The organism is uncultured Nonlabens sp., from assembly GCF_947495285.1.
Lineage (GTDB): Bacteria > Bacteroidota > Bacteroidia > Flavobacteriales > Flavobacteriaceae > Nonlabens.
The window spans coordinates 28,019-42,600 of record NZ_CANLXZ010000019.1 but is presented as its reverse complement, the minus strand read 5'-3'; the positions used below and the strand labels follow the sequence as shown (position 1 = coordinate 42,600).

At 33.8% G+C, this 14,582-nt stretch carries 14 protein-coding genes; 10 read left to right on the top strand and 4 right to left on the bottom strand.

What is annotated here, in order from left to right:
* Positions 1-112: 112 nt before the first annotated feature.
* The 5 genes from Q0838_RS09370 to Q0838_RS09350 all read left to right on the top strand — a co-directional run bounded on the left by Q0838_RS09370 (position 113) and on the right by Q0838_RS09350 (position 5,345).
* A complete protein-coding gene (locus Q0838_RS09370) occupies positions 113-1,093 on the top strand; it encodes a M23 family metallopeptidase (RefSeq protein ID WP_298953975.1) in 981 nt (326 codons plus the stop codon).
* Positions 1,094-1,128: 35 nt separating this feature from the next.
* Positions 1,129-1,455: a MerR family transcriptional regulator gene (locus Q0838_RS09365; protein WP_298953972.1), complete on the top strand. Its 327-nt coding sequence runs from the start codon at positions 1,129-1,131 to the stop codon at positions 1,453-1,455.
* Positions 1,456-1,694: 239 nt separating this feature from the next.
* A complete protein-coding gene (locus Q0838_RS09360) occupies positions 1,695-2,912 on the top strand; it encodes an O-antigen ligase (protein WP_298953969.1) in 1,218 nt (405 codons plus the stop codon).
* A complete protein-coding gene (locus Q0838_RS09355) occupies positions 2,912-3,925 on the top strand; it encodes a glycosyltransferase family 4 protein (RefSeq protein ID WP_298953967.1) in 1,014 nt (337 codons plus the stop codon). The genes Q0838_RS09360 and Q0838_RS09355 overlap by 1 nt, the downstream gene beginning before the upstream one ends.
* Positions 3,926-3,959: 34 nt before the next feature.
* Complete coding sequence (locus tag Q0838_RS09350; RefSeq protein WP_298953965.1) at positions 3,960-5,345, top strand: sugar transferase; 1,386 nt, start codon at positions 3,960-3,962, stop codon at positions 5,343-5,345.
* Between the two features lie 43 nt (positions 5,346-5,388).
* On the opposite strand, the gene lnt is transcribed toward Q0838_RS09350, so the two are convergent.
* Both lnt and Q0838_RS09340 read right to left on the bottom strand, forming a co-directional pair.
* Complete coding sequence (gene lnt, locus Q0838_RS09345; protein WP_298953961.1) at positions 5,389-7,014, bottom strand: apolipoprotein N-acyltransferase; 1,626 nt, start codon at positions 7,012-7,014, stop codon at positions 5,389-5,391.
* Positions 7,015-7,083: 69 nt separating this feature from the next.
* A complete protein-coding gene (locus Q0838_RS09340; RefSeq protein ID WP_298953958.1) occupies positions 7,084-8,154 on the bottom strand; it encodes a PorV/PorQ family protein in 1,071 nt (356 codons plus the stop codon).
* Positions 8,155-8,271: 117 nt separating this feature from the next.
* On the opposite strand from Q0838_RS09340, the gene Q0838_RS09335 reads away from it, so the two are divergent.
* Both Q0838_RS09335 and Q0838_RS09330 read left to right on the top strand, forming a co-directional pair.
* Positions 8,272-9,036 carry a CDP-alcohol phosphatidyltransferase family protein gene (locus tag Q0838_RS09335; protein ID WP_298953955.1) on the top strand — a complete coding sequence of 255 codons (765 nt, stop codon included), beginning with the start codon at positions 8,272-8,274 and terminating at the stop codon, positions 9,034-9,036.
* Between the two features lie 36 nt (positions 9,037-9,072).
* Complete coding sequence (locus Q0838_RS09330) at positions 9,073-9,513, top strand: hypothetical protein (protein ID WP_298953951.1); 441 nt, start codon at positions 9,073-9,075, stop codon at positions 9,511-9,513.
* 21 nt (positions 9,514-9,534) lie between these two features.
* On the opposite strand, the gene lptB is transcribed toward Q0838_RS09330, so the two are convergent.
* Entirely contained in the window at positions 9,535-10,281 is a 747-nt protein-coding gene (gene lptB / locus Q0838_RS09325; RefSeq protein ID WP_298953948.1) for an LPS export ABC transporter ATP-binding protein, read from the bottom strand.
* A gap of 142 nt (positions 10,282-10,423) precedes the next feature.
* On the opposite strand from lptB, the gene Q0838_RS09320 reads away from it, so the two are divergent.
* Genes Q0838_RS09320 through Q0838_RS09310 form a run of 3 tightly spaced genes read left to right on the top strand, consistent with a single transcriptional unit; the run spans position 10,424 to position 11,686 of the window.
* Positions 10,424-10,651, top strand: coding sequence for a hypothetical protein (locus Q0838_RS09320; protein ID WP_298953945.1), 228 nt, complete (start codon positions 10,424-10,426; stop codon positions 10,649-10,651).
* Positions 10,652-11,230 (top strand): phosphatase PAP2 family protein, encoded by a 579-nt coding sequence (locus Q0838_RS09315; protein WP_298953944.1) that lies wholly within the window; start codon positions 10,652-10,654, stop codon positions 11,228-11,230.
* 6 nt (positions 11,231-11,236) lie between these two features.
* Positions 11,237-11,686, top strand: a complete 450-nt coding sequence (locus Q0838_RS09310; protein WP_298953943.1) for an OsmC family protein — start codon at positions 11,237-11,239, stop codon at positions 11,684-11,686.
* A 583-nt stretch (positions 11,687-12,269) separates the two neighbouring features.
* Here the strand turns inward: Q0838_RS09310 and Q0838_RS09305 are convergent.
* A complete protein-coding gene (locus tag Q0838_RS09305) occupies positions 12,270-14,570 on the bottom strand; it encodes an acyl-CoA dehydrogenase (protein WP_298953942.1) in 2,301 nt (766 codons plus the stop codon).
* Positions 14,571-14,582 lie beyond the last annotated feature (12 nt).

Genomic DNA, 14,582 nt, shown 5'->3' with positions numbered 1-14,582 from the left:
TGCGTGATAAAAATTGTTATAATATCGCTTTCGCGAAAGCGAAACAACTACTAATTTTTTTTTACTTAATTTTTATCTCTTAAAGCATCACAAAAATAGCATAATAAACCATATGTCAAAGGTCAAGTATTACTACGATTCTGAAACTCTTTCTTACCGTAAGGTTAAAACTAAAAAAAGCAGATTTTTTTTGGGTAGCTTTCTGTTTCTATTAATTAGTTGTTGCTTTGGATTATGTTGTTTTTTCATTGCAGATCTTTTCATAGAATCACCAGAATTAAAGGAATCACGCAGTAAAATAGAGTATCTAGAATTGCAACTAGATGATGTGCAGGATGATGTAACTAGACTCTCTACAGTTATTGAAAATATAGAAGATCGCGATAATAATATTTATCGCATTTATTTTGATGCAAATCCTATCTCTAGAGAGCAGCGTCAGGCAGGTTTTGGAGGGGTAAATCGTTATAAAGAATATGAAAATGGGCCGAGTGCAAAAAAAATCATCGCCCTGAGAGAGTCTATAGATAAACTTAAAAAAAGAACGGCCATACAGTCTCAATCGCTAGAAGAAATAGTGATTCTTGCCGAAGATAAAGAGAAGTTACTGGCCTCTATACCTGCTATACAACCAGTGCGCAATCAAGATTTAACACGTATGGCCAGTGGTTATGGTTATCGTACTGATCCTTTTAATAAGACTAGAAAATTTCATTACGGCATGGATTTTACCGCTCCTAGAGGTACACCAGTTTTTGCAACAGGTGACGGTATTGTTAAAAGAGCAGATGCTAATAGCTCTGGTTATGGAAACCATATAAGAATAGATCACGGATTTGGTTACAAATCTCTTTATGCGCATTTAAGAAGGTCAAAACCATATAATGTACGACCAGGGCAAAAGGTGAAACGTGGTGATATTATAGGGTATGTAGGAAGTACTGGAAGATCACAAGGGCCACATTTACATTATGAGGTATCTAAAAATAATGAACGCATTAACCCTATTAATTTCTATTATGGTAATCTAACACCAGATGAGTTTAATGCCTTGCTACAAAAATCGCAACAAGAAAATATTTCTTTAGACTAATAAGAAAGTAGATTTAAACACGTTATAAGCAATTCATGCATATAGAACTTCCTGAAAAATTATATTACTCCATGGGAGAGGTTACCAAAGCATTTCAAGTAAATGCATCTTTGGTGCGTTTTTGGGAAAAAGAATTTGATGTTTTAAAACCTAAAAAAAATTCCAGAGGTAACCGCAAGTTTTCTAAAACAGATATAGAAAACCTTAAAACTATATATCACCTAGTAAAAGAAAAAGGTTTTACTCTAGATGGTGCTCAAGATTATATGAAAAATCATAAAAATGAGCTTCAGACCTTTGAAATAATAAGTAAACTTGAACATGTAAAGGCCGAGTTGCTGAAAATCAAAGCACAGTTATAATCTAAATTTAAAAGAATTAATAAGCCTTATTTTTATTACATTAAATTTGCTCTTGTTATAACACTTAATTCCTACCTTTTTTAATGATCAAGTTTGAGAAACTGCCGTATCCGATTCTAATAGCAGGCCATATTCTGATCACGATCTTTATGATTGCCTTTCCATTTTTAGTTAAGGTGTTTTTTTATGGAGCCATTATATATTTTATCTTAAGATTACTTATTAGTGTTGATAAAAACATGGAGGTTATACTAGCATGTTGTTATTTATCGTGCTTAGAAGTTTTCTTGCGTATGAATAATGCGCTCTTTTTTTATGAGATGATTAAATATATAGTTATTCTATTTATGCTCGCTGGTATTTTACTAAGAGGTTTTTCTCTTAAATCCATTCCTTTTGTGTTTTACTTGCTACTGTTGGTTCCCAGTATAATAGTTGCCTCGCAAAATATACCTATCTCAGAGTCCCTAAGAAAAGCGGTAGCATTTAATTTAAGTGGACCTGTGACTCTAGGTATAGTAGCTATTTATTGTTTTCAACGCAGGATAAGCACAGATCGATTAGATGAGATTTTAAAGCTGAGTGTAGGCCCTATAGTCATGCTCATGTTTTATCTTTTTGTGGTTACTCCTAACATAAGGGATGTTATTACAGATACCGCATCTAATTTTGCAGCTTCTGGTGGCTATGGGCCTAATCAGGTAGCTACAGCTCTAGGTATAGGTATGTTTATTTGCTTTGTTCGTTTTTTACGTATTAAAAATTTGTTGTTTAATGTTATAGATATTATTCTGTTTTTAGGAATGACGTATAGAGGCTGGGTGACCTTTTCACGTGGTGGAGTTATCACAGCTTTTTTAATGATTATAGCTGTAATAGGAACTTTATTTTTTCTTAAACGATCTGAATTTAAATTTTCATTTTTACCAAAATTAATTGTTATCGTGTTAGGATTATTATTTGCATGGGGTTATACTTCTCTTGCTACTAGTGGACTTATAGATAAACGCTATGCAAATAAAGATGCAGCCGGAAGGGTGAAGTCTGATTTATCTACTGGTAGAGCAAAATTAATATCGGTAGAAATAGAAGCTTTTTTAGAAAACCCTATTGCAGGAATAGGGGCAGGGCAGGTAAAATATTACAGGGCAAAGAAAGATGGTATTCTCGCTGCTTCTCATAACGAGACCAGTAGATTGCTTTCTGAACATGGCAGTATTGGTATCCTGTCTTTATTGGTTTTGATATTTACACCACTTATATTCCGGCTTTCATATAAAGGAAATATCTATTTTTATGCTTTTTTAATTTTCTGGATAGCAACTATTAATCATAGTGCAATGCGTGTTGCAGCACCTGCTTTTTTCTATGGATTATCTTTACTTTATGTATATAAACCAAAGACTAAGAAAAAACAAAAAACGGAGTTAGAAACACCCATTATTGCTGTTTCCTAATGAATAATATTCTTTACATAGGTAATAAACTAGCTGGACATGGTGCAACAGCTACAACTATAGATACATTAGGACCACTGTTAGAAAAAGAAGGATATAACGTTAGATATGCTTCTTCTATTAAAAACATAAGTAAGCGCATGCTGCATATGATGCGCATGACTTATTTAAATAGAAAATGGGCAGACGTAGTGTTGATTGATACCTATAGTACTAAGAATTTTTGGTATGCGATTACCATATCGCGTATTTGTAAATCTTTAAATCTTAAATATATTCCTATATTACATGGTGGTAATTTACCTAGTAGGCTAGAGAAAAACCCTAAAGCAATTAAATTTTTTCTAGATAATGCCTACCAGGTCGTCAGTCCTAGTGAGTTTTTAAAACTAGCTTTTAATAAAGTGGGATTTCAAAATATTATTAAGATAAATAACTTTATTGAGTTAGAAAATTATCCTTTTACAGACAGAATTATTAAGGAACCTAAGTTACTTTGGGTACGTTCATTTGCTCAAATTTATAATCCGCAAATGGCAGTATTTGTTCTAAAAGAACTTAAAGAAAAATATCCTGCGGCTAGTCTAACTATGGTAGGTCCAGATAAAGACGGTACTCTAGCGACATGTAGAACAATAGCAAAAAATATGAACTTAGATGTAACTTTTACAGGATTGCTATCTAAAAAACAATGGGTAGAATTAAGTAAATCACACAACATATTTATCAATACTACGCATTTTGATAACTTACCAGTAAGCTTAATAGAGGCTATGGCATTAGGTTTACCTATCATATCCACTAATGTAGGAGGTATTTCCTGTTTAATCGATAATGATATTAATGGTAAGTTAATTCCTGATAATGATGTTCATGCGATGGTAGAATCTGTTAATGAATTGATAGATAAATCATTAGAGTGCAATAATATCATTCTAACGGCTAGAAAGTATACTCAGCAATTTTCTTGGAGTGAAGTAAGTAAAGACTGGAATACATTGCTCAAGGTATAAAAATGTATATTTACATATATAAAACTTAACCAAAGTGTCAAAACCTATTCATTTTGAAATGTCTGAACGTAAAATACTGTTGCGTATCATAGATGTTACAGTAGTTTTAATTGCGTTGTATTTATTAGGAATTATATTTCAATTTGATTATTTCTTAATCAATGAGCGACAGTGGTTGTGGTCTGTGATTCTCTCAGGTTATTTATTATTTTTTGCCACAGTTTTTGAAATGTATAATCTTCAAAGAGCCAGTCGTATTACCGATACGTTGAGAGGTGCTATAAGTACAGGATCTGTAACGTCGTTAGTATATTTACTGACACCATTCTTTACACCAGTGTTACCTGAAAATAGAATACAGATTTTATACTTTTATCTAGCGGTTACCGTTCCATTGCTTTTATGGAGAACACTTTATATAAAGCTTTTTGCTAGTTCTAGATTTAATAAAAATATAATCATTATTGCAGACTCTAGTGATGCGGCTATGGTAGCCCAAAACTTGCAAGACGTAGATCCTAATTATAAAATAAGCGGTTTTATTAATACAGGTTCTAACATAGAACAAGGTCATATAGTAGGTGTAAAAGCTATAAGTATAAAAAATGCACATGAATTATTGCATGACCAGTCGGTTACAGAGATAGTAGTAGCTAGTAATGAGGTGAATGGAATAACTTCTCATCTTTATAAATGGCTTATTGAATTAGTAGAAAATGGTTATTCTGTAAGAGAATATACACAGGTATATGAAGAAATGACAGATAGAGTACCAGTACAATATGTAGGTAAGGATTTTTATAGATACTTTCCATTTGCACGTAATAATCAAAATAGATTGTACCTAGTATACCATCGTTTATTTGATTTGTTAGCTTCTGTATTAGGTATTATAGTGACTTTACTTTTAATACCAGTAGTATTCTTGGGTAATTTAATAGGTAATAAAGGCCCTCTATTTTATACACAAGAACGTGTAGGTATGAATAGAAAGCTATTCAAGATTATAAAATTTAGATCAATGGTTACCGATGCAGAAAAATCTGGAGCACAGTTTGCCGTAGTTAATGACGCACGTATTACAAAATTCGGTAAGTTTTTAAGAGCAACGCGTATAGATGAATTTCCACAGTTTTTAAATATATTTAAAGGAGAAATGAGTGTAATAGGTCCTAGACCAGAGAGAGAGGTTTTTGTAGAACAACTGTCAGAAAAAATTCCATTTTATGAAACTCGTCACGTGATAAAACCAGGTCTTACAGGTTGGGCACAAGTAAAAACCAAGTATGGCGTTACGGACGAAGATCATTTAAGAAAACTACAGTACGACCTTTATTATATTAAAAAACGCAGTGTGTTTTTAGATATAAGAATAGTAGTAAAAACCCTGAGTACCATTATTTTCTTTAAAGGACAATAGATTTTAACTAGATAGGTAATAATTTACTTATTAACGATTCCTACTATTTTCTCTGCATTTTTCCTCTTCTAAAAATACTGAATAGAAGTACAAATAGTCCCATGACAGTTGCTATTCTAGCAATATAATCTCCATGAATAGTGTAAAATGTAAGTTCTGTTTTAGGAAGTAATGTTCCTTTTAAAACACCTTGCTTTTCATATCCCAGTGATTTTTTAATAACGCCACGATCATCTATAATAGCACTTATTCCAGTATTAGCACTGCGCGCTATCCATCTTCTATTCTCGATAGCTCGCAATCTAGCCAGACTTAAATGTTGTTTATGGCCTTGAGTCTCATTCCACCAGGCATCGTTAGTTATAATAGCTAGAACCTGAGCACCATTTTTCACAAATTCAGTTACATACTCTCCATAAACAGACTCATAGCATATTACAGGAGCAACCACGGTAGCATCTATAGTTTTAAAAACAGTTCTATCTTCTTGTATAGTCTTTGTAGAAACGGTGCCGCCTAAATCTAGCATAACGTCCCCTAAAATGGGTTGCAGTATTCCCTTGTAAGGAAAATTTTCAACACCTACGACTAGTTTTGATTTATTATATAATCCTAATGGCCCACCAGCAGATAGAAACATAGCGCTATTGTAACTATTGTAAAACGTTCTCCCATCTCTAAATAAATTAGTACGACCAGTCGCTCTGCGCTTATCTGTAAATACCTCATCTATAGCAACACCACCTAGATAATTAACATTAGGATAATCATATAACTCTTGTCTTATAGAGAGAACAGTTGGATTAAATTTAAGTTGAGTGAGATTATTCAATCGTACGTCATCTGCTAGTACAGTTTCTGGTGTAATAATTAGGTCGGTAAACTGGTCCATTTCTGGTTTTGCCAGACTCATAATAGTTTTTATAATACTATCGTTATTCAGGTAATATTTCTCCTCATATGGATCAATATTAGGTTGTACGATCACCACGTTAGTACCACCATCTTTTTGAAAAGGTATGCTCTCTATGATGAGGGCTTGTGATATAAGTACAGGAATTGCTATTATAGCTGTAAGTACTAGAGAGCGTTTGATAATGAATTTTCGCCTTGTGGTAAGTCCGCTTTCGCGAAAGCGTAACACAGCAACAAAAATAAATATATTAACCAGCCATATCCATAAAGAACCGCCGAAGGTGCCCGTATATTCATACCACTGAATCCATGAGGTGGTCTCACTAAAACCGTTTCCTAAATTGAGCCAAGGCCATGAAAAATCCCAGTCTAAATGCAATCTCTCAAAACTGATCCATAAACAGGCGAGAAAGGTAAGTGCTGCGCCTTGTGTTGCTTTTCTAGCTAGGTAATGATAACCTAAGAAAACCAGACTCATTAACGCTGTATTTACTAAAACAGCAAACCACATACCAAATGGCGTGGAGAAATATAACCAGTATGTAGTGGCGATATTCCAGATAAAAAAAGTGAGATAGGAATGGAGAAATACTTTTCCAGCGATGTTTTTACTGTCGCTTAAACGCAATTTACGTTCTGAAATAAGTAATGGGACCAATGCGATAAATAATAATCCTGCAAATCCATAGGTAGGCCATCCTAGCCATAATAGAATTCCTGATAAAATGGCTAGTAATATGCTGGTAATTTTCATGTATAAATTTATCTGTTGCTAAGTTAAGGTCTTTGCAGTCAACTAAAAATCGAATAAGAAGTTAATCTTTTATTTACTGAAAACAGATAGGTCGATATTTACTGAAAAGACATTAGAATACAGCGCCTCGCTAGAATCTCCTATATCGGTAAGTGCATAATCTACTGCGATTCCTTTGTATTTAAAACCTATACCTATATTGGGTTGTAGGGTAACACTATCGTTGCCGTCTAGTTGTTGTATGTTTTGAAAATTTCCTACTCCGGCGCGTACAAAAACTAAGTCTGTAAATCCATATTCTAGGCCTAGCGCTGGAGTAGCACTTACGGCACTGCTAGAGAATATGTCGTTAGTCTGTATGAAACGCATGTTTAAATCAACCTCGGCAGTAAGAACATGGTCGTAGTGAAATGTAAACGTTCTCGCGAGTCCTAGTTGTAATTTAGGTAATGTAATCTCGGTAGTTTCTGGTAATTCTTGATTTTGATTTTCTACGGCATCACTTATTTCGGAAAACTTCTCTTCATCGATAGCCCATGTGTTATAGGTAGTAGTTATATCGCGTGCCATAATACCTACCTGCCAGTCACCACGTTTAAACTGTAATCCTACATCAAATCCAAAACCCCAAGAGCTTGCAAATTCTCCTATGACACGGCGTATAACCTTAGCATTTGCGCCATAAGAAAAGCCATCTAATTTTAATTCTCTAGCATAGGAGAATGTAAAAGCCCAGTCTGCTGTAGAAAAGGTAGAAATGCGGTCGTAGTTTATATTTCCTTGATCGTCTATAAGTTGTGTGGTGTTTAAAATGTCATCTACAGAAAATCGTACCACAGAAAAGCCGAATGCACTTTGATTATCTATAGGCATCGCATATGCGCCGTAATTAAATTGAGCAATGTTTGCAAAATAGCTAGAGTGCATTAAGGACAGTTCTTGCTCTTCCATTTTTATTAATCCAGCAGGATTCCAGTAAACAGAGTTTACATTATCTGTACTAGCTACTACAGCATTACTCATTCCTAAGGCTGCGGCATCTACTCCTATATTTAAAAATTCGTTAGAATAGGCTCTAGAGGTCTGCGCATGAGCACATGCAGAACATAAAGCAAACAGTAAAAAGTAATAATTTTTCAAGTACAAATTTTAATAAATCGCAAATATCTAGGTTTCTGAGTTAATAACTATGATATTATGTACATATTGCCTCAAAAGTAGGCAAAACACATCAGTAAAATACTGCATATTTGTATCATGAAGAATTGGGTACCTAATATTATTACATTATTAAATCTACTTTGTGGATGTCTAGGAGCTATTTATGCATTTAATGACCAGCTTATTCTAGCTGGGATATTTGTAGCAGCTGGAATATTTTTTGACTTTTTTGATGGTCTTGCCGCGAGATTGCTCCACGTTTCTAGCGAGCTAGGTAAACAACTGGATTCTCTTGCAGACATGGTTACTAGTGGTCTTGTACCAGGAATAGTCATGTATCAAATGTTGAGCGATGCTGTAGGATATAACCTGATAAATACGATAACAAGTTTTGAAACAGCTGCGCCAGAGCAGTGGTATGCACACCCATTTGTGCCAGTAATAGGTTTCTTAATTACTTTAGGAAGTTGTTACCGACTGGCAAAATTCAATATAGACACCAGACAGACAGATTCTTTTATAGGAGTACCGACACCGGCAAATGCGATTTTCATTATTTCATTAGGTATTATCGCACAAGATTATAATGCTGGCTGGGTGACAGAGGCGCTGACTAATCCTTATGTATTAACCACTATCACTATTTTTAGTGTTTATATTCTTAATGCAGAATTGCCTCTATTTGCTTTAAAATTTAAAAGCTTCGGCTGGAAAGGAAATGAAATACGCTGGATCTTTATCGCTTTGTGTATTACACTAATAGCAACACTTCAAATTTATGCAGTGCCTTGCATTATTGTAATTTATATCTTGATGAGTGTGGTGAATAATGTGATGAGTAGAAAAGCTTTCAAAATATAGTTAAGTAAAATATGAAGTCTTGAAATCTCGTAAAGCATGATTAAACCTATCAAATATTTATACAAGAAAGGTATTTTGAAAATTACGAGTTCAGTTATTGAAAACGCATCGAAGAATGGTGATATTGTTTTTTTATTTCTAGGCTTAAAATCTAAAGACTTTAATATAAGAGTACAATCGGTTATTGAATTATCAAAATTTGCAAAGGATAATGATTTGGTTTATAAAGAAATTTGTAAAACAATCAATAATGATATCTCTATTGTTTCTCTTAATGCTATTAATTCTTTGATACTCCATGATAATGAGGAATATGAAAAATGGGGAGTAATTTTTGAAACTAAGAAAAAGGAACTGATAAACACTCAAAAAATAGGAAAGGAAATTTCAGACTATGAATATCCAGATTTTTATGATTTGAAAATTGATCAACGCATTAGAATTTCCGAAATGTATAAGAGAAATCAATTTCTTTAAACTTTTGATTAGATATAAATTCTACTCAAAAATCTTCTTCTTTCTCAACTCAAAATTCTGTCCTAAATAAACTCTACGTACCACTTCATCTTCAGTCAGTTCTTCTGGAGAACCGTGTTTTAAGATCTTACCTTCAAACATTAAGTACGTGCGGTCGGTAATAGCGAGTGTTTCTTGTACATTATGGTCCGTAATAAGAATACCTATATTTTTTTTAGTTAGTTGTGCAACTATTCTCTGTATGTCTTCTACTGCCACTGGGTCTACACCTGCAAACGGCTCATCTAGTAATATAAAAGTAGGATCTGTTGCTAGCGCGCGAGCTATTTCTGTACGACGTCGCTCACCACCACTCAATAAATCACCATTTCTATTGCGACGGTCTTGCAAACTGAATTCTTCTAGAAGTTTCTCACAACGTTCCTTTTGCTCTTTCTTAGAAAGGTTAGTCAGTTGCAGTACACCTAGTATATTTTCTTCTACAGTTAATTTTCTAAAGATAGAAGCCTCTTGTGCTAGATAACCTATACCATTTTGTGCACGTTTGTACATAGGATATTGTGTGATTTTTTTATCGTCCAGCCACACGTCACCATCAGTAGGTTTTACCAGTCCTACGGTCATGTAAAAAGAAGTGGTTTTACCAGCACCATTAGGTCCTAGTAATCCTACTATTTCTCCTTGATTCACTTCATAAGACACGCCCTTAACTACCGGACGACCTTTATAGGATTTCTGTAAATTATCAGCTCTTAGTTTCTTTCGCATGGAACAAATTTAGTTTTTTCAATTCTATATAGTGAATTCTATATTCAGAATTTATTAGATTGCACCATTAAATATGGTAAAGCTGGTTTTAAAAGAGATTAATCGATCCTAAAACTATATTTTTACCTAATAAAAACAACTAATGGAACTTCCTAGATTTCTTATGGGCGATAACGTTCATTATCCTGAAGATATTTTCGTCATTCACCTAGATTACCCAAGATTTATTATCAACCTTAAAGATGATGAGGTAGAGTTTCTAGAAGAGGTGACTAAAGAAGATGCTGAGGAGCTAGAAGAAGAAACTAAAAACCTTATCGAAGAAGCAAGCAGATTCTATGATGAGCAAATGGAACTTTACGATAAGTAAATGGTAGATATCAAACAATTAGACTGGGACGCGACGCTTTTTCTTAACGACTGGGGTAATGATGCTGTAGATTTATTCTTCAACGTTATCACTCATAAACTGTATGCGATTCCTTTATATCTCTTTGTTTTATATATTCTATATAAGAAACTCGGTACACGTAATCTAGTTATTGCATTAATAGCAATAGCGCTACTCATAACCTGTAGCGATCAACTAGCTAGTTTCTTTAAAGACAGCATGGAAAGATTGCGTCCTTTTAGAGAGCCAGCACTAGAAGGACTTATTTCTAAAGTAGGTAAGAGTGGCGGTACTTATGGGTTTTATAGCGGTCATGCCAGCAGCGCCGTTGCGCTAGCCACATTCTTGTGGTTTCTATTAAGGAGAAAACATAAAACGATAGGTATGGTTATGATAGTCTGGGCCGTATTAGTAGCCTATAGTCGTGTTTATCTAGGGGTTCACTATTTAGGAGATGTGCTTATGGGCGCGTTTATGGGGCTTATTCTAGGTTTAATTTTTTTATGGTTGTACGCTTTCGCGAAAGCGAGATACGGAATATCTACAACGATAATTTAAAAATAGATGAAAAAAGAATTTCATTTTGAAGTCCATACTCAATGGCAAAAAAATCAATTTGTTAATTCTAAAACTCACACTTCTACAATTGATGGAAAGGAAAGTATAAACGTCAGTGCCGCTAGAGAATTTAAAGGAGAGCCAGATAAACGCAATCCAGAAGATTTATTACTTAGTGCACTTTCTTCCTGTCATATGATGTCTTACTTCTATGTATGCCAGCAGGAAGGAATAGAGATTATGGATTATAAGGATACTGCGACTGGTATGTTAGAATTGCGTCCAGATGCCAGTGGTGGCTTTACGGTAGTCCAGTTAAATCCTGTAGTTACTATCAAAAACAGTGATCAAAAATCTCTAGCAATAAGTTTGCATGAAAAAGCACACCAGCTTTGTTTTATCGCAAATTCAGTTAACTTTAAGATTAAAATAATTTCAAGAATAAATACATTGTGATTTATTTTAAATATGTTCTAAGTAAGTTAATTTGATAAAGTATGAGAAATAACCTCTTTCATTTTATAGAGTTGACTCTGAAATTGCTTTTAAATATATAACCTTAAATGTAGGGTGATTAGAATTTAATTTTGTGGCATAATTAACTTTATACTAGCCTGTCGACGATGTATCAATCATTTTTAATTGTGATAACGATAGTGTCCTAACAGTAGTAAGGCAGTTGTCTCCAATAATAAAAAAGATTGCTAAAGAGCTAGTATATACGTTAGGTTATCTAGATGATACCACTGCATATACAGGGAATAAATTTATCGATACTTTGTAGAGACTAAGGTTTTTCCAGAAGATGACGACTCGTTAATGGTATTATATCTGACGATTTATTTATCTACGGTAGAAAATGTAATTTCTTAAAAGAAATACTCTATAAAACTTGACCTGTAAGACGGTGTAACTTTTTAAAAGCAATACATGAGTACATAAAACTTTTTAAGATCTCAAATATCGTACTTATTTTAAAATAAGTATTGTGAATCTATCTTTAAACAGCTGTTCATGTTTAAAGATAGATTTTTAGATTTTAATAAAACTTCAAAGCTGTTTGTGTCATGTGTTTAGGTATATCAAAAGCATCAACTAACTGTTTACTTTCTTCTTTTAAATCATTACAGAGTTTTATAACAAGCTTATTTATAGCCAATGACTTTGATCCAGATATGTAATCATGCTCTAAGTACCAGCCTTTATTTTTTTCTATTAAGTGTAACGCATATAAGTTTTTAAGTGAGGTCAGTACTTCTTTAACACTATTATCCTTTTGTTCATTAATAGTAATAATAAATCGTTCTAGAACCACACGATCTATATAGGCGCTCGCCATATCTATTAAATGTACTTGAACATCTAGAAAAGCGTCATAACTATCCATTCCATTTTTAATTTTTTTATTTAATCGCATAGCAAGTGTTCGTAAAGAGTACTCTTCTCGATAAGAAAATGCATCGATCTGGAAATCATTACTTAATAAATGGTCTTGGGACGTGTCTCTGGTCACCAGTGGATTCAACTCACTTAAATTAGTAGAAGCAATACTAGATATATACTTGAGAGTATCCCACCAGTCCATTTTACCAAATTGCTTTTTAAAATAGGTCAATCGACTCTTAGCTGTGAGTTGTAACAGTACGGTATTATCTCCTTCAAATGTGGTGAATATGTCTGTATCTGCTTTAAGTAAATCAAAATACATTTCACTTAAATACCCTTTTCCTCCACAGGACTCTCTACATATCTGTATAGTTTGAGTAGTGTTCCATGTGCTCAGTGCTTTTAATCCAGCAGCAAGTGCTTCTACCTGCTGGCTATTTGCTTCTTTATTATTTGAATAATCATTTAATAAGAAATCATGAGCAAAATCATAAGCATAAACATTTGCAATTAACGGCATCAATTTTTTTTGATGTGTGGGATAATCCATTATGGATTGTTCTGCTTTCCCAGGTGGACCGAATTGTTTACGTTCTAGTGCAAAATATACCGCCATATTTAGCGCCTTTTTTGCAGCAGATTGTCCCGCGATAGGTACACAAAGTCTACCACCTACCAGAGTTCCTAGCATGGTGAAGAAACGTTTTGAAGAACTGCTTATAGGGCTGGTATATTTACCTTCTTCGTCCACATCTCCAAATTTGTTGAGTAAATTTTCTTTAGGGATTTTTACAGCGTTAAAATGTAATGTACCGTTATCTACACCGTTTAAACCCATTTTATGACCATTATCACCTATTGTTATATGGTTTAAGGTATTTCCTTTACTATCTCTTATAGGCACTAAAAATGCGTGAATACCATGCTCTTCTTCATTCACTATAAGTTGAGCAAACACGGTTGCCATTTGAGCATGCATACCAGCGTTACCTATATAGGTTTTTCTATCGTATTGTGATGGAGTGTTTATGATAAAGGTGTTATCATCTGGTTGATAAGTAGCTGTGGTCTGTAGTGCTTTTACATTACTACCATGGTGCATTTCAGTCATGGCAAAACAACCTGGTAATACCATCGTACCTATATCTTTTAAATACTTATCATGATGCATTTTTGTACCTAAGGATTCTACACTACCACCGAATAATCCGAAATGAACCCCAAACTTGATCGTTAGACTTAAATCATACTTAGAAATCTCTTCAAAAACAGCGGCGTATTTAGGCATAGAACCAGATCCACCATAAGCTGGTAGATAGGCTAGATTTCCTAAACCTGCATTAGCCAGTTCTTTACACCATTTTAGTACTTTCTCTTTTCGCGTTTTTAAATCGTCGTCATAACTTTCTATAGCTTCTTTATGAGGGTCAAGAATACTTTGTACTCTAGATTTAATGTCTGGATAACCATGTTGTAAAAGAGCTTTTAAAGGTTTAGAATATGCCTTTTCAGATAATTTTTCTGTAGGTAAGGAGGTAGAAGTTACAGGATCGTTTTCATAAACAGATCGCAATGCCTCACGACTTACTATCCCTAGATAATCTTCTATTAAATGCAGCGATTCTTTAGTTTCATCATTTACCCAGTACTCTGTATCTTCCTTCTTTGCCAGTTGCGCACCAATAGAAAATAAATCAGACTTCTCAGATGGATTCAAAAGATCTGCATTTTGTTTTATGTAGTTTTTCCAATAAGCCAGTACTCTAGCAGATGGCGCATTTTGAGGATTCAACCATTTACAAACCATATCTTTGGTTTCTCTTTTTATGGTTTTGTTCTCATAAATCTTTTTATTGATAAAATTTATTTCTGTCTCTTCTAGAACACCATCAGCCCAGGCGATATATAATAAAGGTAAGAATGGTAATAAGGGATCTTGTATGGAAACTGACATGCTTTTTATTTT